The organism is Streptomyces sp. NPDC006259 (genome assembly GCF_042870975.1).
GTDB lineage: Bacteria > Actinomycetota > Actinomycetes > Streptomycetales > Streptomycetaceae > Streptomyces.
In genome coordinates this window covers 1-22,516 of the sequence record NZ_JBIAHY010000013.1, presented here as the reverse complement: position 1 = coordinate 22,516, position 22,516 = coordinate 1, and the positions used below count along the sequence as shown (strand labels likewise).

Sequence of the window (22,516 nt, the reverse complement as noted above, 5' to 3'; positions counted from 1 at the left end):
GAATCCGGAATCTGGGGTGTGGGCTTCGGGCTCTGGGCTCTGCGGCTGCGGGTCTAGCTCCGGGCTCCGGCTGCGGGTCTAGCTCCGGGCTCCGGGCTCCGGGCTCCATAAGCATGCCGGACGAACCGGAAGACGCCCCCAGCCTCTCACCGCACCTCCAGGAACCCCTCCACCTCCCGCCCGCTCCGGGCCTTCGGCTCCTCCGCGGGGTGCCCGACCGCCACCGCCCCCATCGGGTCCCAGTCCCCGGGCAGCTCCAGCACCTCCCGCACCACGTCCCGGCAGAACATGGTCGACGACACCCACGCCGATCCCAGTCGCTCCCCGGCCAGCGCGACGAGGAAGTTCTGCACTCCGGCCCCGGTCGCCACGACGAACATCTCCCGCTCGGCCGCGTCCCGCCGCGCGTCGCCGTAGGTGTGCGAGCCGTCCATCACCAGGCACGGCACGACCAGGTAGGGCGCGTTGCGCAGGACGTCCCCGCGCCGCACCCGCTTGGCGATCGACTCCTCGGACTTCCCGTCCCGCCGCAGATCCCCGATCCACGCGTCCCGCATGGCGTCCAGCAGCCGGACCCTGGACTCGGCCGACTCCAGCAGGACGAACCGCCAGGGTGTCGTGTGATGCGGGGCCGGCGCCGTGACCGCCGCGGCCACCGCCCGTCGTACCGCGCCGGGATCGACCGGCTCGTCGGTGAAGGCCCGTACGGTCCGGCGCTGGGTCACCGCCAGCCGTACCGCCTCCGACGTCCCGAGCCGGAACATGTCGTCGCGCGCGCCGCGCACCATCGCACGGGCGCCCTCCCCGTCGCCGTCGGCCACGACATGGGCCAGACCCCGCACCACGGCCACGGGCAGCCCCGCGGCCTTGCCCTTCACCAGGTCGCCCGCGGCGGCCAGCTCGTCCGCCGTGGCCACGACGGTGGCGCTGAGCGGATTTCCGTACGCGTCCGTGCCGCCCCGCAGATCGTCCAGCACGCGGACGCCCGCGGCACCGATGGCCACGTCGGTGAGCCCCGCGCGCCAGGGGCGCCCGAAGGTGTCGGTGACGAGGACCCCGACCTCCACGCCGAGCGCGTCGCGCAGCCCGTCGCGGATCGCGCGCGCGGAGGCGTCCGGGTCCTCGGGCAGCAGCAGCACGGTCCCGGCAGGGGTGTTCGAGGCGTCGACACCGGCCGCGGCCATGATCAGGCCCTGCCGGTTCTCGACGATGCGCAGCGCCCCGCGCCGGGCGACGACCCGCACGGTCTCCGCGTCGATGGCGGCCTCCCGGTCGTCCGCCCGGACGACGCGGCCCTCCGCCTTGGACACGATCTTCGAGGTCACCAGCAGGACGTCGCCGTCGGCGAGCCCCGGCTCGGCGACGGCGATCAGCTTGGCGAGGTCGTCACCGGCCCGCACCTCGGGCAGCCCGCCCACGGCCCAGACCCGGTAGCCGGTCTCCGCGCTCACGCGTCCCGCACCTCCTCGGCCAGCGCCAGCGCCTGCCGGGCCATCCGCGCGCTCGCGTCGACGTCGGTCATCATCAGCGGGACGGCCCGGCAGCGGATGCCGGCGGCCTCGACCCGCTCCACGGAACCGGCGTCGACGGTGTCCACGAGCCAGCCGTCCAGCAGCCCGGATCCGTAGTGCTCGGCGACCGCCGCGGCCGTCGACTCGACGCCCACCGCCGCGAGCACCTTGTCGGCCATCCCGCGCACGGGCGCGTCCCCGACGATGGGGGAGAGGCCGACGACCGGGACCCCGGCCTCCGCGATCGCCTCGCGGATGCCGGGTACGGCGAGGATCGTGCCGATGGAGACGACCGGGTTCGACGGGGGGAAGAGGACGACGTCCGCCTCGGCGATCGCCTCGAGCACGCCGGGCGCGGGCTTGGCCTGCTCGGCGCCGACGGGCACGATCGCCTCGGCCGGCACGGAGGCCCGCAGGCGCACCCAGTACTCCTGGAAGTGGACGGCCTTGCGCTCGCCGTCGACCTCGACGGCGACATGCGTCTCGACGCGGTCGTCGCTCATCGGGATCAGCCGGACGCCCGGCTTCCACCGGTCGCACAGGGCCTCGGTGACCGCGCTGAGCGGATACCCGGCGCCGATCATCTGCGTCCGCACGATGTGCGTCGCGAAGTCCCGGTCACCCAGCCCGAACCACTCGGGCCCCACGCCGTACGCCGCCAGCTCCTCCTTGAGACGGAACGACTCGTCGGCCCGCCCCCAGCCCTGCTCCTCGTCGATGCCCCCGCCGAGCGTGTACATCACCGTGTCGAGGTCCGGGCAGACCTTCAGCCCGAAGAGGTGGATGTCGTCCCCGGTGTTGCCGATGACCGTGATGTCCGCGTCCGGCGCGGCCCGCTTCAGACCGCGCAGGAACCGGGCACCACCGATGCCGCCTGCCAGAACCACAATGCGCATGCGCCAAGTCTTGCAGGCGGGTACGACAAGCGGTCACCCAGTCACCGCACACCACCCGCACCCCCCGCCCGCGGCATGCGGCACACCGCACACGGCCCCCGGCCCGCCGACGCGTCACGCCGCACACACGGCCCCCGGCCCGCCGACGCGTCACGCCGTGACGGCGCGTCCCTCGCAGTGCGGGGCCTCGTGCATCGGCATCTCGGTCAGGCCGGGGAAGTACACGTGCAGGCTCACGGCCGGCTCCAGCGTGTCGTTGACGACCTCGTGGACGTACCCCGGAGCGAACACCCTCTGCCGCTCACGGCTCCGCTCCGACGGGGTGCCCCCCGCCGGGGCCGCCGTCAACGCGCGCGTGCCGTGCTCGGTGCGCTCGGTCAGCGTGCCCTCCAGGACGGTCAGCACGCCCGAGGAGGAGCCGTGGTCGTGCAGTCCGCTGCCCTGTCCGGGCACCCAGGACAGCAGCCACACCTCGTAGCCGGGGCCGGTGCGGAGCCGGTGGTACCAGCGGCTGGTCGCGTCGTAGCGGACGAGGTGCTCCCACTGGGAGCGGTCGGCGGCGAGGGAACGGGCCAGGCCGGCGAACTCCGCCACGGTCGCCGGGTGCTCACGGGGAGCCTGGAGGAGGTGCGGGACTTCGAGGATGTCGCCGGCGATCTGGAGGTCGCTGTCGCTGTTCATGGATGCGGTGGTTCCTCGGCGAAGAAGAGGTGGGGGGCTGGGTGTCACGTGCCGTCCGCCCGGATCGCGGGCGGGAGGGGCGCCCTGGTGCGGGCGTGGAACAGGCAGCCGAGTCGCGGTCGGACTCAGGAGCAGCCGGAGCGAGGGGGAAGGCTCAACAGCTGGAACAGCAACAACAGCTACAGCGAGCGCGGGCAGCACCGTGGGACCCGGCGGTGCGGGTCGAGGTGACGGCCAAGTTCGCGAGCATGCCCACAAGGACAGCGGGTTACACCTGCGGTGTCAACTCGGCAGCCGCCCTGCGAGACGGGTTCACCTCATCAGGTTCATCTGTGAGGCGAAAGGTTTGTCCATGCCCCCACCGGGACACATGGCGCACAAGCCGGGCGCGTGGACCCGTTGCGACCCCGTGATCCTCAGGTGATCCGGTTCGCTTCCGGGCGCGTGTCGGAACGGGATCGCTCCCCTGGGCGTCTTTTCCCGCACAGGCGCTGTGCGGGACGGGGGTCCTCGGGGGCCTCTTCTGCTTGTCAAGGTTTATGGCGATTTGAACACTTAACGCATGGCCTTGGTTCCGCAGAGTGAATAAGAGGCCCAATAGCAGATCTCAGCTTGACTCGCCCGGAGCAGCACACTTGTAATTTCACTCGTGTCGTTCAGCCGCCATCGGTAACGGCCACGTCACGGGGACGCGAATGACAGAGCGAGGGGCGCACATGACCGAGCTGGTGCAGCAACTGCTGGTCGACGTCGACGACGCGGACGAGGAACTCGGCTGGCAGGAGCGCGCACTGTGCGCCCAGACCGACCCCGAGTCCTTCTTTCCCGAGAAGGGCGGTTCCACCCGCGAGGCCAAGAAGGTCTGCCTCGCCTGCGAGGTCCGCTCCGAATGCCTCGAGTACGCCCTCGCCAACGACGAGAGATTCGGGATCTGGGGCGGCCTCTCCGAGCGGGAACGCCGCCGGCTCAAGAAGGCGGCCGTCTGAGCACGGCCGGGCCCGAGGCCGCGAACGGCCCGTCGCCGGTGGGTTGTCCACAGGCGGCGGGCCGCCGTCGTGCCCAGCCGATAGTGTGGGCGCTCGTCCGAGACACCCCGCCGCCCCTACGCGGCGCAGGCGTCCACCGCAGTCCACCGAACCGGGGCCCGTACCTCGATGTCCGTGCACAGCCAAACGGCAGGTCACCGCGACGCTGCCACTCCTGAGTTCCCGCGCCACGTGGTGACCGCGGTCCTCGTCTCCCACGACGGCGCCCGCTGGCTGCCCGACGCGCTCGCCGGGCTGCTCGGCCAGGACCGTCCCGTCCAGGCCGTCGTGGCCGCCGACACCGGCAGCGCGGACGACTCGGCCCAGCTGGTCACCGACGCCCTCGGCGCCGACCGCGTCCTGCACCTCGCCCGGCGCACCGGATTCGGCCAGGCCGTCGAGGAGGCCAACCGCAGCGCCCCGGTCCTCACCCCCGAGGAACTGCCGTACCTGAAGCGCCCCAGCGGCTGGGACCCCGTCACGCGCACCTGGCGCGACGACGCCTACGACCTGCCCGACCTTCCGCACGGCGAACCCGTCCAGTGGCTGTGGCTGCTGCACGACGACTGCGCGCCCGAACCCGACGCCCTGGCAGAACTGCTGCGCGTCGCGGAGAACGAACTCGAACTGGGCCGGGACGACGTCGCCGTCGTCGGCCCCAAGCTCCGCGGCTGGTACGACCGCCGCCAGCTCCTCGAGGTCGGCGTCACCATCGCCCACTCCGGCCGCCGCTGGACCGGCCTGGACCGCCGCGAACAGGACCAGGGCCAGCACGACCACGTGCGCCCGGTGCTGGCCGTGTCGACCGCCGGCATGCTGATCCGCCGCGACGTCTTCGAGGAACTCGGCGGCTTCGACCGCCGCCTCCCCCTCATGCGTGACGACATCGACCTGTGCTGGCGCGCGCACGCCGCCGGCCACCGCGTCCTCGTCGCCCCCGACGCCGTCGTCCGGCACGCCGAGGCCGCCTCCCGCGAGCGGCGCGCCGTCGACTGCGCGGGCCGCACCACGGCCTCCCCCCACAAGGTGGACAAGGCCGGCGCCGTCTACACCCTCCTCGTCAACAGCCGTACGGCCCTGCTGCCCTGGATCCTGGTCCGCCTGGTCCTCGGCACCCTCCTGCGGACCGTCGCCAACCTCGTCGGCAAGGTCCCCGGACAGGCCCTCGACGAGATCCGCGGCCTGCTCGGCACCCTGCTGCGGCCCGAGCGGATCATCGCCGGGCGACGCCTGCGCGGCAGCTCCCAGGCCGACAAGGAGGAGCTGCGCCCGCTGTTCCCGCCGCCCGGCGCGACCGTGCGGGCCACCGTCGAGCAGGTCGCGGGCGACCTGTTCGGCGCCACCGACACCGAGACCACGACCGGAGCCGGCCGGCACGGCGGAGCCGTCGAATCGGGACCCGGCGGCGACGACGCCGACTTCCTCGAGGTCGAGCAGTTCGTCCGCCTCAAGCGCATCGCCCGCAAACCGGGCCCGGTGCTCTTCCTGGTGCTGCTGCTGGTCTCCCTGGTCGCCTGCCGTGACCTCGTGGGCGCCGGCGCCCTCGCCGGAGGGGCCATGCTGCCCGCCCCGGCCGACGCCTCAGAACTGTGGTCGCGCTACCTGGACGCCTGGCACCCGGTCGGCGCGGGCGGCACCGCGTCCGCTCCGCCCTACCTCGCCGTCGTCGCCCTGTTCGCCTCCCTGCTGTTCGGCTCGACCGGCCTCGCCGTCACGGTGCTGCTGGTCTGCTCCGTGCCGCTGGCGGGCCTCGCCGCCTACTTCGCCTCCCGCCCGCTCATCGGGTCGAGCCTCCTGCGCGCGTGGGGCGCCGTCGTCTACGCCTTCCTGCCCGCCGCCACCGGCGCTCTCGCCGGCGGCCGCATCGGCACCGCCGTCCTGGCCGTGCTGCTGCCGCTCATCGCCCGCGCGGGCATCGCCGCGAGCGGCCTCGCCACCTCCTCCGGCGCGCGCGGCAGCTGGCGCGCCACCTGGGCGTACGCCCTGCTGCTCACGCTCACCACCGCGTTCACGCCGATCATCTGGCCCATCGCGCTGATCCTCGGCCTCGCCGTCCTCGCCGTGCGCCGCACCGACATCCCCGCCCGCGGCCTGCGTCTCCTCGTCCAGCTCGGCACCCCCCTGCTGATCCTCGCGCCCTGGTCGCTGTCGCTGCTCCCGCTGGGCTTCTTCACCGAGGCCGGCCTGGAGTACGGGCCCTCGGCGGCCACCGCCACCGACCTGCTCGGCATCAGCCCCGGCGGCCCCGGCACGGTCAGCGGACTGATGCTCATCGGCGTCGTCCTGGCCGCCCTGGCCGCCCTGCTGCGCACGGAGCGTCAGTCCGGCATCTGGACGGCCTGGGCGGTCGCCCTGGTCGGACTCGTCTTCGCGGTCCTGTCCAACACCTCCACCTGGGCCGGCCCCGCCACCCTCGTCTACGGCATCGCCCTGCTCGCCGCCGCCCTCATGGGCGCCGACGGCGCACGCACGCGCGTCGCCGAGCAGAGCTTCGGCTGGCGCCAGCCGGTCGCCGCCCTCATCGCCTTCGCCTCGGCCGCCGGCCCGCTGCTCGTCGCCGCGGGCTGGATGCTCGGCGGCGCCGACGGCCCTCTGGAACGCCGCGACCCGGTGCAGGTACCCGCGTTCGTCGCCGAGGAGAGCAACACCCGCGACCAGGCCCGCACCCTCGTCCTCGACAGCGACTCCGCCGCCCACGTCCGCTACGTGCTGGTCCGCGGCTCCGGCGCCCGCATGGGCGACGCCGAACTCGCCGCGGCCGACGGGCGCAACGGCACGCTCGGCAAGGTCGTCGCCAACCTCGTCGCCGGCTCGGGCGCCGACCAGGCCGACCAGCTCGGCAAGTTCGCCGTGCGCTACGTCCTCGTCCACAAGGGCGCGCCCCGCGAGGTCACCCGCGTCCTGGACGCCACGCCGGGCCTGTCCCGGCTCAGCCAGCAGGACGGCAGCGCCCTGTGGCGGGTGGACCAGGAGGTCTCCCGCGCGGCGATCGTCACCGCGTCCGGCAAGGGCACCCCGACGCCGGTCGCCGCGGGCCCCGTCGACATCCACACCACGATCGCCGGGGGCGCCGCCGGCCGGATCCTGCGCCTGGCCGACGCCGCCGCCGAGGGCTGGACCGCCACCCTCGACGGCGAGCCGCTCACCCGGACCACCGTCGACGGCTGGGCCCAGGGCTTCGAACTCCCCGCCTCGGGCGGCCGACTCGACGTCACCTACGACGACCCGTTCGGCCACACCGCCTGGCTGTGGGCGCAGGGCTTCCTCGCCCTCGTCCTGGTCGTCCTCGCCCTGCCCGGCCGCCGCCGCGACGTCGACGACGACCTTCCCGAGGAGCAGCCGATCCCCGCCCAGGCCGTCGAGGGCGAGGGCCGCCGCGCCCGTCGCCTGCGCGCCCAGGCCGAGTCCGAGGACCCCGGCCAGGACGAGGACGTCACGTCCCCCGCGCCCGAGGAGATCCCGGCCGCGGTACCGCAGCAGCAGTCCTACGCCGACTGGGAGGCACCGGCCCAGCCGCCCGCCCCGTACGACGCCTACGGCGACCAGCAGTACCAGGACGCCCCCCAGCAGTACCCGGCCGACACCTACGACCCGACCGCCTACGACCCCTACCGGGCGGGCCAGTACGACCCGTACGCCTACGAGGCCCGACCCGAGGCCACCGCCGCGTACGACCAGACGTACCAGCAGGGCTACGACCCGTCGGCGTACGAGCAGGGCGGCTACGACCCCGCCTACGACCCGGCGCGGCACCCCCACGGCACCGGCAGCGAGCGCCCCGACGGGAGCCAGCAGTGAACCGCACCACCCTGTCCCTGATCGCCGGCACGGTCGCCCTGGCCGCCGTCACCGGTTTCGCCACGCTCAGCGAGCCCGACGCGTCCGGCACGGACACCGCCGAGGCGGCCGCCGTCCTGCCCGTGGAGCGCACCGGCCTGCTCTGCCCGGCGCCCAGCGCCTCGGACCTCGCCGAGACGACGTACACCTCGTTCACGCCCGTCACCAAGGGCGCCGGGAGCGACGGCTCGGCCGAACTCCGGTCGGCGGCCCGCGATTCGACGGGTCCGGCCGCCGGCGAGGACGACGAGAAGACCACCGAGGACGACAAGAGCGCGGACGAGACGGACACCGACAAGAAGACCGACGACAAGAAGACCGACGGCAAGACGGCCGACGGCAAGACGTCCGGCGACGAGAAGGCCGGCGACGAGAAGGCCGCGGCCAAGCCGGTCCTGACCCCCAAGGCGCCCGGCACACCGGTCAGCGCCGAGACCTCCGGCGCCGACGAGCCCGCGCTCGTGGGCACCGCCGAGGGCGGGTTCGCGCCCGGCTGGACGGTCCAGCAGACCACCCAGGTCACCGCCGGCAGCGGCCGCGGCCTGCTCGGCGTCACCTGCACCGCCCCGGACACCGAGTTCTGGTTCCCGGGCGTCAGCACGGCGGCCGACCGCACGGACTACGTCCATCTCACCAACCCCGACGACTCCGCGGCCGTCGCCGACATCGAGCTGTACGGCAAGGACGGCGCCGTGGCGACCACGGTCGGCGAGGGCCTGACGATCCCGGCCCACTCCAGCGAGCCGATCCTGCTCTCCACGCTCACCGGCGAGAAGCAGGACGACCTGACCGTGCATGTGAACGTCCGCAGCGGCCGCGTCGGCGCCGCCGTACAGGCCCTGGACGACAAGCTCGGCGGCGACTGGCTGGCCGCGTCCACCGATCCGGCGGGCACCCTGGTCGTCCCCGGCATTCCCAAGGACGCCACGGCGGTCCGCCTGGTCGCCTTCGCGCCGGGCGACGCCGACGCCGACCTCAAGGTCCGCCTCGCCTCCCCCACCGGCCTGATCACCCCCGCCGGCCAGGAGACGATGCACGTCAAGGGAGGCATGACCACCGCGGTCGACCTGGGCGACGTCACGCGCGGCGAGGCCGGCTCGCTCGTCCTGACGCCCACCGACGGGTCGGCGCCGGTCGTCGCGGCCGTCCGGGTCGTGCGCGGCAAGGGCGACAAGCAGGAGTCGGCGTTCATCCCCGCCACCGGCCCGGTCGGCACCCGCGCGTCCGTCGTGGGCAACGGAGCCAAGGACGCCACGCTCTCCCTGACCGCGCCCACGGGCACCGCCAAGGTCAAGGTGACCGCGTCGACGGGCACCGGGGGAGGCACGGCGGCCTCCAGGACCTACACGATCAGGCAGGGCACCACCCAGGACGTCCAACTCCCGGTCCCCGCGGGCCTGAAGGGCACCTGCGCGCTGACCGTGGAGAACCTCACCGCGGCCCCCGTGTACGCCTCCCGCACCCTGACGGCGACGGAGGGCGGCGTCCCCGGCTTCACCGTCCAGACGCTGCCGGACGACCGGGGCACGGTGGCGGTCCCGGAGGCGGACGAGGACCTGACGGTGGTGCAGAGGTAGGCGCCGGGAGAAGTGGGCGCCGGGAGAAGCAGGCGCCCGGAGAGGTCGGCGCCCGGAGACGTAGGCGCCGGGTGGACTCGGCACTGGTGGAGTTGGCCCCCGGACCCCCGGAGGGGCCCGCGGGCGTCCGCGCGCTCAGTCCTCCCCGTAGCGGGGATCCACCGTCTCCGGAGTGAGGCCCAGCAGCTCCGCCACCTGTTCGACGACGATCTCGTGCACCAGCGCGGCCCGTTCGTCCCGGCCCTTGGTGCGGATCTCGACGGGCCGCCGGTACACGACCACCCGCGCGCGGCGGCCGTCCTGGGCGGAGATCGTGCCGCCCAGCGGAACCGCCTCGTCGTTCCACGGTTCCCCGGCCCCGTCCAGCCGCGGCACCTCCAGCACCATGAAGTCGATGTCGGCGAGCTGCGGCCACCGCCGCTCCAGCCGGTCCACGGAGTCCTGCACCAGATCCGCGAACACTTCCGCGCGGCTCGCGGCCAGCGGTACCTGAGGGGGCGCGATCGGCCCGCGCATGCCCCGTCCGTGGCGATCACGACGACGAGGGCCGGGGGCTGCGGCACGAGGCGGTACGGGGCTGTCCATCACTACCGAAGCGTAGTCCCCGCCGCCACCGGCCGCCCCGCTCCACGCGGCAACCGCGCACCGTCCGGCCGTCCCGCTCCGCATGTCGCGGAATGACCGTTCCGGCCAAGGTCCGGCTCGATTCCGTATCTCTCCACGGCCGTTGAACTCATGGCAATTGATGGCGTTTGTCCGCACCGGTGACCGGACCTGAACGCCTTCCTCACCCTCAGGACTGGTGTTCGCGCAGGTCAGCGGGGTATGACTGGAGTGGTCTGTGGGGCGTTTCACAACCCGACACGGTGGAGTGACCTGGTGGAGAGTCGTCGCGGCCCGCTCAAGAGTGCGGTACCGTCCAACGTCGTGAGCCCTGTACGTCGCTGTTCGCGAACCGCCTGCGGCCGACCCGCCGTCGCGACGCTGACGTACGTCTATGCCGACTCGACCGCAGTCCTCGGCCCGCTCGCCACCTACGCCGAACCCCACTGCTACGACCTGTGCGCCGAGCACTCCGAGCGCCTCACCGCCCCGCGCGGCTGGGAAGTCGTCCGGCTCCTCGACGGTTCGGCTCCCGCCCGCCCCAGCGGCGACGACCTGGAAGCGCTTGCCAACGCGGTCCGCGAGGCAGCCCGCCCGCAGGGACGCGCGGCCGGCGCCGGCGGCGCGAGCCGCGGGGCGGACCCGATGGAGGTCGCCCGCCGCGGCCACCTGCGAGTACTGCGCTCACCGGACAACTGATCCGCCCGCTCCCCTCCGCGGCCCCGCCGAGCGCCCCCGCACGTGCCGTCGCCGGCGACCGGAACCGCCCGGATGATCCTGGCGAAGCGGCACTGACCTGAGGTTATGGCGCACGTCACCCCCGCGGGCCGGCCCGGCGCACCCAGGACGGCCCGTGAACGGCGCCGGGTAGTTTGTGGTGACCGACAGGACTTCCAGGAAGGTTTGGCCGTGGCTGCTGCTGATCTGTCGCAGATCGTGAAGGCGTACGACGTACGCGGGGTGGTCCCGGATCAGTGGGACGAGTCGCTGGCCGAACTGTTCGGGGCGGCCTTCGCCCGGGTGACCGACGCCGAGGCGATCGTCGTCGGCCACGACATGCGCCCCTCGTCCCCCGGCCTGTCCGGCGCCTTCGCCCGCGGCGCCGCCGCCCTCGGCGTGCACGTCACCGAGATCGGCCTGTGCTCCACGGACCAGCTGTACTACGCCTCGGGCGCGCTGAACCTGCCGGGCGCGATGTTCACCGCCTCGCACAACCCGGCGCGCTACAACGGCATCAAGTTGTGCCGTGCCGGCGCCGCCCCGGTCGGCCAGGACACCGGCCTGACGCAGATCCGCGAACTGGTGGAGACCTGGTCCGCGACGAGCGGCCCCGAACCGGCCGCCCGGCCCGGCACGATCACCCGGGCCGACACGTTGAACGACTACGCGGCCCACCTCCGCTCCCTCGTCGACATCACCTCCATCCGCAGCCTGAAGGTCGTCGTCGACGCGGGCAACGGCATGGGCGGACACACCGTCCCCACCGTCCTCGAAGGCCTGCCCCTGACCGTCGTCCCCCTGTACTTCGAACTGGACGGCACCTTCCCCAACCACGAGGCCAACCCCCTCGACCCCGCCAACCTCGTCGACCTCCAGAAGCGGGTCCGCGAGGAGAGTGCCGACCTCGGCCTCGCCTTCGACGGCGACGCGGACCGCTGCTTCGTGATCGACGAACAGGGCGACCCGGTCTCCCCGTCCGCGATCACCGCCCTCGTCGCCGCCCGCGAACTGGCGCGCCACGGCGGCGAGGGCACGGTCATCCACAACCTGATCACCTCCTGGACCGTCCCCGAGGTCGTGAGGGAGAACGGCGGCACCCCCGTCCGCACCCGCGTCGGCCACTCCTTCATCAAGGCGGAGATGGCCCGCACCGGGGCGATCTTCGGAGGCGAGCACTCCGCCCACTACTACTTCAAGGACTTCTGGAACGCCGACACCGGCATGCTGGCCGCCCTCCACGTCCTCGCGACCCTCGGCGGCCAGGACACCCCCCTCTCCGCCCTCGTCGCCCAGTACGACCGCTACGCCGGCTCCGGAGAGATCAACTCCACGGTCGACGACCAGAGCGCCCGCATCGCCGCGATCAGGACCATGTACGGCGCCCGCCCCGACACCACCCTCGACCAACTGGACGGCCTCACGGTCACCGCCCCCGACTGGTGGTTCAACGTCCGCCCCTCCAACACCGAACCCCTCCTCCGCCTCAACGCCGAGGCCCGCGACGAGGCGACGATGAGGAGGATCCGGGACGAGGTGCTGGCGGTCATCAGAGGCTGAGGCACGAGCCCGCCGAACGAACCCGTCGACGCCGGTCACCTCCAGCCGATACGACGACGGGGCCGAGGCCGGCCGGGTCGGCCGGGGGTCGGGGGCGGCCGGGAGCCGGAGCCGAGCGGGGGGAGGGCGAGGTCGGTCGGGGAGCCGGAGTCGAACGGGGGGCGAGGTCGGTTGGGGCCGGGGTCGGTCGGGGACCCGGAGTCGAACGGGGCGAGGCCGGTCGGGGTCGATGTCGGGCGGGGACCGGGTCAGTCGGGGAGCCGGAGGCGAACGGGGGGACGAGGTTGGTCGGGAACCCGGAGTCGAATGGCGACGAGGTCCGTCGGGAAGCCGGAGCGAGCGGGGACGACGTCGGCCGGGGTCCGGGTCGGCCGGGGAGCCGGAGCCGAGCGAGGGCGAGTCCCGCCGGGGACCGGGTCGGGCGGGAGCCGGGGTCGGTCGTGGATCGGCCCGATCAGAGTCCGGCCCGATCAGAGCCCGGCTCGATCAGAGCCCGGCTCGATCAGGGTCGAGACCGGTCGGGTCCGAGTCGACGGGGTCCGTATCGGTCGGGGTCCGGCCCGATCGGGGCCGAGATCGAGACCGGTCGGGTCCGGCCCGATCGGGGGCCAGGCCGATCGGGTCCAGTGCGCGGAACCTCTGCGGGGTCTCGAAGGGGCAGCGCCCCTTCAGGACGGGACGGGAAGGGGCGGCGGGGGCGACGAACCCCCCACCCGAACCACCCCCCACCCCACCCCCACCAGCGGTACCCTGACCAGGCACATCCACAGCCCCACCCACACGGAACACACCCGAACTCGCCCCGAAGGGACACCCCATGCCGCTCGAAGCCGGCCTCCTGGAGATCCTCGCCTGCCCCGCCTGCCACGCCCCCCTCAAGGAGCAGGACACCGAGCTGATCTGCACAGGCCAGGACTGCGGTCTGGCGTACCCGATCCGCGACGGCATCCCCGTCCTCCTCATCGACGAGGCCCGCCGCCCCGCGTAACGGCCGCCCAGCCCGCCGTACGGGCCGAAACGGCCGCAAGCGGGGCGAGCGCACGCGAGCGACCCGCACCGGCCGCGCGGCGCCCCCGCACACCGACGACCACAGGCGATCGGAGACCTGACGCCATGCTCGACGAATCGCTGCTCGACACGCCGGAGGCCCTGGCCGAGGCGGACCACCGCGCCCTTCTGCGCGGAGCGGCCGAGGCCGGCGCCCGCGTCCGCACCGCCGTGCGGCACGCCACCGAGGCAGGTGTGCAGCAGCTCGTACCCGACGGCCGCCCGCGCGCCATCCTCCTCGCGGGCCCCGGTGCCGCCGCCACCTGCGTCGCCGATCTCCTCGGCACCCTCGCCGGCGCCGCCTGCCCGGTCACCCGCCTCGCGCCCGCCGGCGTCGCCCCCGCCGCGGGCGCCCTCCGCTGGGAACTCCCCGGCTGGGCGGGCTCCGTGGACCTCCTCCTCATCACCACCCCCGACGGCACCGAGCCCGGCCTCTCGCTCCTCGCCGAGCAGGCGTACCGCCGCGGCTGCACCGTCGTCGCCGTGGCCCCCGCCGGCTCCCCGCTCGCCGAGGCGGCCGACGCGGCGCACGGCCTGTTCGTGCCGATGGCGACCGCCCCGTACGAACAGGACGAGCAACCTCCGGTCGCGGCCTCCGCCCCCGGTGTCCTGTGGGCGCTCCTCACCCCCCTCCTCGTGCTCCTGGACCGCATCACCCTGATCTCGGCCCCACCCGGGGAACTCGAGAAGGTCGCCGACCGCCTGGACCACATCGCCGAACGCTGCGGCCCGGCCGTCGCGACCTACAGCAACCCCGCGAAGACCCTGGCCACCGAACTCGCCGACTCCCTCCCCGTGATCTGGACGGAGGGCGTCTCGGCCGGCCCCGCGGGCCGCCGCTTCGCCGCCGCGCTCGCCGAACTCGCCGGCCGCCCCTCCCTCGTGGCCGAACTCCCCGAGGCCCTCGCCGCGCACAACGCCCTGCTCGCGGGTCCGCTCGCCGCAGGCGCCGACCCGGACGACTTCTTCCGCGACCGCGTCGAGGAAGCGCCGGCCCTGCACGCGCGCGTGGTGCTGCTGCGCGACCGTCCGATCGGCGGTCTCACCGCCGCCCCGGCCGCCCGCGAACTGGCCCTCAGCCACGACACACCAATCAGCGAGCTGGAACCGGAGGCCGGCGACGAACTCGTGACCCTCGCCGACCTCATCGCCATGACGGATTTCGCCGCCGTCTACCTGGCGCTCGCCTCGGGAGCCTGATCCGACGACGGCCGCCCGGCACCCGCAAGCGGGAACGGGCGGCCGCCCCGGACAGGCGGCCGGTAGCCGCCCACCCGGCGGCCGTCCAGCCGATCCCTCGACGAAGATCTGCCCGATCGCCGGCAACGGATCGTCGGCAACCGATCGCCGGCGCCCGATCGCCGGCAACCGACCGACGCCACCCGACCACCGCCACCCGACCGCCGACGTCGACAAGTCGACTGCGGACAGCCGACGCGCCGAGCGGCAAGCACCCGGCCAGTGGCAAGCACCCGGCCAGGGGCAAGCACCTGGCCAGTGGCAAGCACCCGGCCAGGGGCAAGCACCTAGCCAGGGGCAAGCACCCGGCCAGGGCCAAGCCCCCGACCAGCGCCAGCACGCGCGGCCGACAGCAGGCACACAGCCGCCGGCGGACCCAGGCCGATCCCGGGCAGAGGCAGCACCGGGCGGCGACAGCAACCAAGCCGCCGGCGGGCGGCAGAGCGCCCCGCCGCCCGCCGCCCGACCCCAGGACAGACAGAACAGGCAGGCAGACACCGCATGGACCGCCTCGACAACACCATCCGCCCCTACGCCTGGGGTTCCCCCACCGCGCTCCCGCACCTGCTCGGCGTCGAACCCACCGGCGAACCCCAGGCCGAGATGTGGATGGGCGCCCACCCCGGCGCCCCCTCCCGCACCGGGCGGGGCACCCTCAACGAGGTCATCGCGGCCGCCCCGGAACGGGAACTGGGCGAGAAGGCCGTCGCCAGGTTCGGCCCCCGCCTCCCGTTCCTCCTCAAGCTTCTCGCCGCCGGCGCCCCGCTCTCCCTCCAGGTCCACCCCGACCTCGCCCAGGCCAGGGACGGTTACGCCGACGAGGAACGCCGGGGTGTCCCGGCCGACGCCCCGCACCGCAACTACAAGGACGCCAACCACAAGCCCGAACTGATCTGCGCCCTCACCGAGTTCGACGGCCTGTGCGGCTTCCGGGACCCGGCCCGCGCCGCCGACCTCCTCGACGCCCTCGGCGTCGACTCCCTCAAGCCGTACGTCGACCTGCTGCACGCCCAGCCCGAGGAAGCCGCCCTGCGCGAGGTCCTGACGGCGATCCTCACCGCGGACCCCGACGAGATGGCCCACACGGTCGCGGCCGCGACAGCCGCCTGCGACCGCCTCGGCGGCGACCACGCCCCCTACGCCGGCCTCGCCCACCACTACCCCGGCGACCCCGGCGTCATCGCGGCGATGCTCCTCAACCACGTCCGCCTCCAGCCCGGCGAGGCCCTCTACCTCGGCGCCGGCATCCCGCACGCCTACCTCGACGGCCTCGGCGTCGAGATCATGGCCAACTCCGACAACGTCCTGCGCTGCGGCCTCACCCCCAAGCACGTCGACGTCCCCGAACTCCTGCGCGTCGTCCGCTTCGAGCCCGGCGACCCGGGCGTGCTGCGCCCCGAGGCCGCCCCCGACGGCGAGGAGGTCTACGAAACGCCCATCGACGAGTTCCGCCTCTCCCGCTACGTCCTCCCCGAGGGCGCCGCCCCGCACGACCTCACCCTGACGACCCCGCAGATCCTGCTCTGCACGGCCGGCACCGTCCGAGCGGGCGAGCACACCCTGACACCCGGTCAGTCCGTCTTCGTCCCCGCGGCCGAACCGGCCGAAGTGTCCGGAAGCGGCACCGTCTTCAGGGCCACCGTCATCGCCTGACGCATCCCACCCGCCCGTCCGGGCACACGCACCACGGGCCGGACTGCAACAATGGCCCACCGCAAAGGACGGGCAAAGCCGGCGACGGCGCGCAGCCCGACCGGTACCCGCACGAGGCGACCCCGAGGCGACCGCACACGCCACGGGGACGACCCCGAGAACGACCCGAGGACGAAGGGACAACGCGAACACATGAGCGCGTCAGGCGGCACCAGGGCGATCGTGGCGGCACTCGCCGCCAACCTCGCGATCGCGGCATCGAAGTTCGTGGCGTTCGCGTTCAGCGGCTCGTCGTCGATGCTCGCCGAAGGCGTGCACTCGCTCGCCGACTCCGGCAACCAGGCCCTCCTCCTCGTCGGAGGCAAGAAGGCCCAGCGCGAGGCCACCCCGCAACACCCCTTCGGCTACGGCCGCGAGCGCTACATCTACGCCTTCCTGGTCTCCATCGTCCTGTTCTCGGTCGGCGGCATGTTCGCCATCTACGAGGGCTACGAGAAGATCAAGCACCCCCACGAGATCGAACACTGGTACTGGCCGGTCGGCGTCCTCGTCTTCGCGATCATCGCCGAGTCCTTCTCCTTCCGGACGGCCATCAAGGAGTCCAACCCGCAGCGCGGCAACCTCTCCTGGACGGAGTTCGTACGCCGCGCCAAGGCCCCCGAACTCCCGGTCGTCCTCCTGGAGGACTTCGGCGCGCTCGTCGGCCTCGTCCTCGCCCTCGGCGGCGTCGGCATCGCTCTGGCCACCGGCGACGGCGTCTGGGACGGTGTCGGCACCGTCTGCATCGGCGTCCTGCTCGTCCTGATCGCCCTCGTCCTGGCCGTCGAGACCAAGTCCCTCCTCCTCGGCGAGTCGGCCGGCCCGGAGCAGACCCGCAAGATCGAGGCCGCCGTCGTCGACGGCACCACCGTCACCCGCATCATCCACATGCGCACCCTCCACCTCGGCCCCGAGGAACTCCTCGTCGCCGCGAAGATCGCCGTACGGCACGACGACACGGCCACCGAGGTCGCACGGGCCATCGACGCCGCCGAGTCCCGCATCCGCCACGCCGTCCCGATCGCCCGCGTCATCTACCTCGAGCCCGACATCTACAGCGAGACCGAGGCCACCAAGGGCCCCGACCCCGAGGCCGCCCCGGGCGGCCCGGCCCACCCCCCGGCCGCGCACTGACCCCCGGCCCACCCGACGGGGCCCGCCGAGAACCGGCGGGCCCCGCCGCCTTTTCCGGCCCCGGCCGCCATATCGGCGTGATCTGTTCGCCGATGGACTGGGGCCGTCCGCCGCCACCGGTGTAGCTTGGAACGGAGCCAGACGTCGCTGCTGATGGCGGTCGGGCGGTCCCACACCGGATCGTCCGAGGGAGAGAGGGCCTCCGACGGACTGCGCTGCGCGCACGCGGGCATGCCTGTGTCCCCTTTCGGGCACCCCTGTGTCCGCCGCCGCGCAGACCAGCCGTACCCCGACCTCTCCCAACCCGAGGAGCAGCTCCACATGACGACTGTCGACAACCGGCAGGACTTCAAGGTCGCCGATCTCTCCCTGGCCGAGTTCGGCCGCAAGGAGATCACCCTCGCCGAGCACGAGATGCCCGGCCTGATGTCGATCCGCAGGGAATACGCCGAGGCCCAGCCCCTCGCCGGCGCCCGCGTCACCGGCTCCCTGCACATGACCGTGCAGACCGCCGTCCTCATCGAGACCCTCGTCGCCCTCGGCGCCCGGGTCCGCTGGGCCTCCTGCAACATCTTCTCCACCCAGGACCACGCGGCCGCGGCCATCGCCGTCGGCCCCACCGGCACCCCGGACAACCCCCAGGGCGTCCCCGTCTTCGCCTGGAAGGGCGAGACGCTGGAGGAGTACTGGTGGTGCACCGAGCAGGCCCTCACCTGGCCGGACAGCCCCACCGGCGGCCCGAACATGATCCTCGACGACGGCGGTGACGCCACCCTCCTCGTCCACAAGGGCGTCGAGTACGAGAAGGACGGCAAGGTCCCCTCCGTCGACACCGCCGAGAACGACGAGCACCGCGTCGTCCTCGAACTCCTCAACCGCACCATCACCGACGGCTCGCAGAAGTGGACCCAGCTGGCGTCCGAGATCCGCGGCGTCACCGAGGAGACCACCACCGGCGTCCACCGCCTGTACGAGATGCAGCGCGACGGCATCCTCCTGTTCCCGGCGATCAACGTCAACGACGCCGTGACCAAGTCGAAGTTCGACAACAAGTACGGCTGCCGCCACTCCCTGATCGACGGCATCAACCGCGCCACCGACGTCCTCATCGGCGGCAAGACCGCGGTCGTCTTCGGCTACGGCGACGTCGGCAAGGGCTGCGCCGAGTCCCTGCGCGGCCAGGGAGCCCGCGTCATCATCACCGAGATCGACCCCATCTGCGCCCTCCAGGCGGCGATGGACGGCTACCAGGTCACGACCCTCGACGAGGTCGTCGACAAGGCCGACATCTTCATCACCACGACCGGCAACAAGGACATCATCATGGCCTCCGACATGGCCAAGATGAAGCACCAGGCCATCGTCGGCAACATCGGCCACTTCGACAACGAGATCGACATGGCCGGCCTCGCCAAGACCCCCGGCATCGTCAAGGACGAGATCAAGCCGCAGGTCCACACCTGGACCTACCCCGACGGCAAGAAGCTCATCGTCCTCTCCGAGGGCCGCCTGCTGAACCTGGGCAACGCCACCGGCCACCCGTCGTTCGTGATGTCCAACTCCTTCGCGGACCAGACCCTGGCCCAGATCGAGCTGTTCACCAAGCCCGACGAGTACCCCGTGGGCGTCTACGTGCTGCCCAAGCACCTCGACGAGAAGGTCGCCCGTCTCCACCTGGACGCGCTCGGCGTGAAGCTCACGACGCTCCGCCCCGAGCAGGCCTCCTACATCGGCGTCGACGTCGACGGCCCGTACAAGTCGGACCAGTACCGCTACTGAGCCCGGCCCGCCGCTGAGGAGCGCGTCCGTCACCGACGCACTCCTCAGCACCAGGTCCCTCCGAGACAGGCCCCCGCACCCCCGTGTCGGGGGCCTGCCCCGTCGGCCTCCGGCCGGACCGGCCGTCACCCGCACCAGGTCCGGCACGCCGAGATGACCGGACCAGCCCGTCACACCCCAGGACCCCCATGCCCCGCGGCCGCTACGCGCTCTCCGATCCGCACGATCACACCCTCCTCGCACACGAGCACTTCCAATGCGCCCCCGGCCCCTCCGGCTGGCGCTACGTCTCCCGGCTGACCACCCCCACCGGCGATCACCACGGCTCCGTCGACCTCACCCTCGACGCCCTCGGACGCCCCCTCCGCCTCGAACTCCACGCGAGCGACTGGCAGGTACGCGGCGCGGCCCTCGACGGCGTCACCTGGGTCCGCACCGACCCCACCGGCGTCCATGCCACAGAAGGCAACGTCCCCGCTCACGCCTTCACCGGCACATCCCCCGCCTTCCTGGTCGCCACCACCCGCCTCCTGCGCCTCACCCCCTCCACGACGGCGACCCGCGTACGCCTCGTCGCCTTCACCGACCCGGTGCTCGCCCCGCGCACCGTGGACCAGTCCTGGGCCTTGCTGGGAAGAGAAGCACACGCCACTGACAACGGACCGCTGACCGTGGACGAATACCAGGTCACAGCCCTGGACACCGGCGAACAGCACAGCGTGCACATCGCCGGGGACGTCGTCCTCGCCGCTCCTGGAATCGAGCTGGAAGACCTCGAATCGCCCCCGTCCACCTTCGACTGAACCCCACCCGTGAAGCCCACGACGGCTACGCCGGCGGTACGAACCCCGTGGCCGGCCGCTCACCCGACGGCCGCTCCACCGAAACCGCCGGGTACCCCGCCCCCGCCCCCGCTTTTGACTCCGGCGCCGCAGTCGGCGCGCGACCGGCCCCGTCACCCCGCTGCGCAGCCGGCGGACCCGTGACCGGCGCGACCGAAGGACCCGGCCAGACCGCACCCTGCCCCACCACCGCACCCCCTGCGAAGGCCCGCCGCGCCTCCCGGGCCTGCCGCTCCTGCACCACCGCGGCCAGGAACGCGACCGGCGCGACCTCCGGCGGCACCGCGGCCCCCGTACGTTCCGCGAGGTCACCCGCCAGACGCACCGCCATCGCCTGCCCCACCTGCGGATCCAGCTGGTTCATCCGCCCCAGGTACTGCCGGACGGCCAACCACAGCCCATCGGGCACCCCCGACAGATCGAGCCCGGAGAACCTCCCGGCCAGCCACGGCGGGGGAGACGGAACGAACCCCGCCCGCGCCGCGGGCACCCGCTCCCGCACCACCAGCGTCCCCGCGAACACGTCACCCAGCCGACGCCCCCGCGCCGACACCAGCGAGGCGACACATGCCACCACCCCGGCCGTCAGCAGAAGCTCCACCACCCCGAGCGCGCCCCGCACCAGCGCGTGGCGGAATCGGATCGGCCCGCCGTCATCCCGCACGACCCGAAGCCCGCACGCCGCCTTCCCGAGCGACCGCCCGTGGCTGAGCGTCTCCACCGCGACCGGACCGCCCACCAGCACCAGCAGGAACGCGGCGATCGACACCGCGACCTGTGCCGCCTCGTCCAACGACGCCGTCGCCACCAGCAACGCCACACCCACCACCACGTAGACCACCAGAGCCACGGTCAGATCCAGCAGCGTCGCCAGTGCCCTGCTGGGCAGCCGCGCGGGCTGAAGCTCCAACGCCACCGCCTCACCCGTCACCAGCTCGCTCACGCCCGTGCCCCTTCCCTGACCTGCCCCGACACGGCCAGTCTGCCAAGCTGGAGGCACATCGCGCCGCAGTACGACAAGCTGACCTCGACCGGTCCGCCGACGAACAGCCGAGGAGCAGGCACCCGATGGACCTGGACGTCTTCGTCTCCGCACACCGAGCCGAATGGGACCGCCTCGACGCCCTGCTGCGCCGCCGCGACCTCACCGGTACCGAGGCGGACGAACTCGTCACCCTCTACCAGCGCACCGCCACCCACCTGTCCGTCATCCGGTCCAGCGCACCCGACCCCCAGCTCACGGGCCGGCTCAGCCAGTTGGTGGCACGCGCGCGCAGTGCCGTGACGGGCACCCGCAGAGCCTCCTGGCGCGACGCCACCCGTTTCCTCACCCTCGGCTTCCCCGCCGCGGTCTACCGTTCGCGGCACTGGTGGGTTCCCACGGCCCTCGCCTCCACCGCGCTCGCGGCGCTCCTGGGGTGGTGGATCGGCACCCACCCGGAGGTCCGGTCCTCCATAGCGGCCCCGGACGAACTGCACGCGCTCACCCGCCCCGGCGGCCAGTACGAGACGTACTACTCCAGCCACCCCGCGACGTCCTTCGCCGCCCAGGTCTGGACGAACAACGCCCAGGCCGCCGCGATGTGCCTGGTGCTCGGCGTCTTCCTCGGCATCCCCGTCCTGTGGATCCTCTTCCAGAACATGCTCAACCTCGGCATCGGAACGGGCCTCATGTCCTCGGTGGGCCGCCTCGACACCTTCCTGGGGCTGGTCCTTCCCCACGGCCTGCTCGAACTGACCGCAGTCTTCGTCGCCGCCGGCACCGGTCTGCGTCTCGGCTGGACCGTTGTCGATCCCGGCCCCCGCACCCGTCGCACAGCCCTGGCCGAGGAGGGCCGCGCCGCCCTCGGCATGGCCATCGGCCTGGCCCTGATCCTCTTCGTCTCGGGCGCCATCGAAGGCTTCGTCACCCCCTCGGGCCTGCCCACCTGGACCCGCATCACGATCGGCATCGCAGCCGAGCTGACCTTCCTCGCCTACGTCTACGTCCTGGGCGGCAGGGCCGCCCGAGCCGGGGACACGGGCGACGTGGAAGCGGCAGAACGCAGCGCCACGGTGCCGACCGCCGCCTGATGTGCATGTACGGCAGGTGAACTGCTAGTCTCCTCTTCGCCCCACAGGACCTGTTGACACGGGTCGTGCGGGGAGGTAGATTCGAACAGTTGCCTGGACTGGACTTGAACCGGTCGGCGGCAGGGTTAGTATCTATAAAGCCTCTCGGAACTGGATTCCGCAGAAGCACCCCGATGAATCGGAAAAAGCGGCCGGTCAGACTGGCCCGGAACTTCTGATAAAGTCGGAACCGCCGGAAAGGAAACCGCGAAACAAAAGCGGGAACCTGGAAAGCACCGAGGAAATCGGAACCGGAAACGGTCT

The 22,516-nt window shown here is 73.0% G+C and carries 17 protein-coding genes; 12 read left to right on the top strand and 5 right to left on the bottom strand.

The window, feature by feature from the left end:
• Positions 1-146: 146 nt before the first annotated feature.
• The 3 genes from ACFYO5_RS36585 to ACFYO5_RS36575 all read right to left on the bottom strand — a co-directional run bounded on the left by ACFYO5_RS36585 (position 147) and on the right by ACFYO5_RS36575 (position 3,088).
• A complete protein-coding gene (locus tag ACFYO5_RS36585; protein ID WP_388717745.1) occupies positions 147-1,451 on the bottom strand; it encodes a coenzyme F420-0:L-glutamate ligase in 1,305 nt (434 codons plus the stop codon).
• Positions 1,448-2,407 carry a 2-phospho-L-lactate transferase gene (cofD, locus tag ACFYO5_RS36580; protein ID WP_388717742.1) on the bottom strand — a complete coding sequence of 320 codons (960 nt, stop codon included), beginning with the start codon at positions 2,405-2,407 and terminating at the stop codon, positions 1,448-1,450. The genes ACFYO5_RS36585 and cofD overlap by 4 nt, the downstream gene beginning before the upstream one ends.
• Before the next feature lie 150 nt (positions 2,408-2,557).
• Positions 2,558-3,088, bottom strand: coding sequence for a cysteine dioxygenase (locus ACFYO5_RS36575; RefSeq protein ID WP_388717739.1), 531 nt, complete (start codon positions 3,086-3,088; stop codon positions 2,558-2,560).
• Between the two features lie 716 nt (positions 3,089-3,804).
• On the opposite strand from ACFYO5_RS36575, the gene ACFYO5_RS36570 reads away from it, so the two are divergent.
• The 3 genes from ACFYO5_RS36570 (at position 3,805) to ACFYO5_RS36560 (ending at position 9,527) form a co-directional block, all read left to right on the top strand.
• On the top strand, positions 3,805-4,074 hold the full coding sequence (locus tag ACFYO5_RS36570; RefSeq protein ID WP_020128551.1) for a WhiB family transcriptional regulator: 270 nt from the start codon (positions 3,805-3,807) through the stop codon (positions 4,072-4,074).
• Between the two features lie 168 nt (positions 4,075-4,242).
• Positions 4,243-7,911 (top strand): glycosyltransferase, encoded by a 3,669-nt coding sequence (locus tag ACFYO5_RS36565; protein ID WP_388717735.1) that lies wholly within the window; start codon positions 4,243-4,245, stop codon positions 7,909-7,911.
• Positions 7,908-9,527 (top strand): DUF5719 family protein, encoded by a 1,620-nt coding sequence (locus tag ACFYO5_RS36560; protein WP_388717732.1) that lies wholly within the window; start codon positions 7,908-7,910, stop codon positions 9,525-9,527. Before ACFYO5_RS36565 ends, ACFYO5_RS36560 begins: the two co-directional genes overlap by 4 nt.
• Before the next feature lie 135 nt (positions 9,528-9,662).
• Here the strand turns inward: ACFYO5_RS36560 and ACFYO5_RS36555 are convergent, their stop codons facing one another.
• A complete protein-coding gene (locus ACFYO5_RS36555; protein WP_356568724.1) occupies positions 9,663-10,112 on the bottom strand; it encodes a metallopeptidase family protein in 450 nt (149 codons plus the stop codon).
• A 294-nt stretch (positions 10,113-10,406) separates the two neighbouring features.
• Between ACFYO5_RS36555 and ACFYO5_RS36550 the strand changes: the two genes are divergently transcribed.
• The 8 genes from ACFYO5_RS36550 to ACFYO5_RS36515 all read left to right on the top strand — a co-directional run bounded on the left by ACFYO5_RS36550 (position 10,407) and on the right by ACFYO5_RS36515 (position 20,101).
• On the top strand, positions 10,407-10,829 hold the full coding sequence (locus ACFYO5_RS36550; protein WP_383237281.1) for a DUF3499 domain-containing protein: 423 nt from the start codon (positions 10,407-10,409) through the stop codon (positions 10,827-10,829).
• A gap of 210 nt (positions 10,830-11,039) precedes the next feature.
• Positions 11,040-12,407 carry a phosphomannomutase/phosphoglucomutase gene (locus tag ACFYO5_RS36545; RefSeq protein ID WP_388717728.1) on the top strand — a complete coding sequence of 456 codons (1,368 nt, stop codon included), beginning with the start codon at positions 11,040-11,042 and terminating at the stop codon, positions 12,405-12,407.
• A gap of 817 nt (positions 12,408-13,224) precedes the next feature.
• Entirely contained in the window at positions 13,225-13,395 is a 171-nt protein-coding gene (locus tag ACFYO5_RS36540) for a Trm112 family protein (RefSeq protein WP_150471318.1), read from the top strand.
• A 125-nt stretch (positions 13,396-13,520) separates the two neighbouring features.
• Complete coding sequence (locus tag ACFYO5_RS36535; RefSeq protein WP_356568527.1) at positions 13,521-14,654, top strand: SIS domain-containing protein; 1,134 nt, start codon at positions 13,521-13,523, stop codon at positions 14,652-14,654.
• A gap of 540 nt (positions 14,655-15,194) precedes the next feature.
• Positions 15,195-16,346, top strand: coding sequence for a mannose-6-phosphate isomerase, class I (gene manA / locus ACFYO5_RS36530; RefSeq protein WP_388717725.1), 1,152 nt, complete (start codon positions 15,195-15,197; stop codon positions 16,344-16,346).
• Between the two features lie 192 nt (positions 16,347-16,538).
• Positions 16,539-17,519, top strand: coding sequence for a cation diffusion facilitator family transporter (locus ACFYO5_RS36525; RefSeq protein WP_388717722.1), 981 nt, complete (start codon positions 16,539-16,541; stop codon positions 17,517-17,519).
• A gap of 321 nt (positions 17,520-17,840) precedes the next feature.
• Positions 17,841-19,298 (top strand): adenosylhomocysteinase, encoded by a 1,458-nt coding sequence (gene ahcY, locus ACFYO5_RS36520; protein ID WP_388717720.1) that lies wholly within the window; start codon positions 17,841-17,843, stop codon positions 19,296-19,298.
• 188 nt (positions 19,299-19,486) lie between these two features.
• Positions 19,487-20,101 (top strand): hypothetical protein, encoded by a 615-nt coding sequence (locus tag ACFYO5_RS36515; protein WP_388717717.1) that lies wholly within the window; start codon positions 19,487-19,489, stop codon positions 20,099-20,101.
• Between the two features lie 25 nt (positions 20,102-20,126).
• Here the strand turns inward: ACFYO5_RS36515 and ACFYO5_RS36510 are convergent, their stop codons facing one another.
• Positions 20,127-21,083, bottom strand: a complete 957-nt coding sequence (locus ACFYO5_RS36510) for an RDD family protein (protein ID WP_388717714.1) — start codon at positions 21,081-21,083, stop codon at positions 20,127-20,129.
• Positions 21,084-21,208: 125 nt separating this feature from the next.
• Between ACFYO5_RS36510 and ACFYO5_RS36505 the strand changes: the two genes are divergently transcribed.
• Entirely contained in the window at positions 21,209-22,213 is a 1,005-nt protein-coding gene (locus ACFYO5_RS36505; RefSeq protein WP_388717711.1) for a stage II sporulation protein M, read from the top strand.
• Positions 22,214-22,516: the final 303 nt, after the last annotated feature.

Coding starts and splice junctions, on each gene's coding strand:
- cofD (WP_388717742.1), bottom strand. CDS start 2,407: ATGCGCATTGTGGTTCTGGCAGGCGGCATCGGTGGTGCCCGGTTCCTG.
- ACFYO5_RS36575 (WP_388717739.1), bottom strand. CDS start 3,088: ATGAACAGCGACAGCGACCTCCAGATCGCCGGCGACATCCTCGAAGTC.
- ACFYO5_RS36570 (WP_020128551.1), top strand. CDS start 3,805: ATGACCGAGCTGGTGCAGCAACTGCTGGTCGACGTCGACGACGCGGAC.
- ACFYO5_RS36565 (WP_388717735.1), top strand. CDS start 4,243: ATGTCCGTGCACAGCCAAACGGCAGGTCACCGCGACGCTGCCACTCCT.
- ACFYO5_RS36555 (WP_356568724.1), bottom strand. CDS start 10,112: ATGGACAGCCCCGTACCGCCTCGTGCCGCAGCCCCCGGCCCTCGTCGT.
- ACFYO5_RS36540 (WP_150471318.1), top strand. CDS start 13,225: ATGCCGCTCGAAGCCGGCCTCCTGGAGATCCTCGCCTGCCCCGCCTGC.
- ACFYO5_RS36535 (WP_356568527.1), top strand. CDS start 13,521: ATGCTCGACGAATCGCTGCTCGACACGCCGGAGGCCCTGGCCGAGGCG.
- manA (WP_388717725.1), top strand. CDS start 15,195: ATGGACCGCCTCGACAACACCATCCGCCCCTACGCCTGGGGTTCCCCC.
- ACFYO5_RS36525 (WP_388717722.1), top strand. CDS start 16,539: ATGAGCGCGTCAGGCGGCACCAGGGCGATCGTGGCGGCACTCGCCGCC.
- ahcY (WP_388717720.1), top strand. CDS start 17,841: ATGACGACTGTCGACAACCGGCAGGACTTCAAGGTCGCCGATCTCTCC.
- ACFYO5_RS36515 (WP_388717717.1), top strand. CDS start 19,487: ATGCCCCGCGGCCGCTACGCGCTCTCCGATCCGCACGATCACACCCTC.
- ACFYO5_RS36505 (WP_388717711.1), top strand. CDS start 21,209: ATGGACCTGGACGTCTTCGTCTCCGCACACCGAGCCGAATGGGACCGC.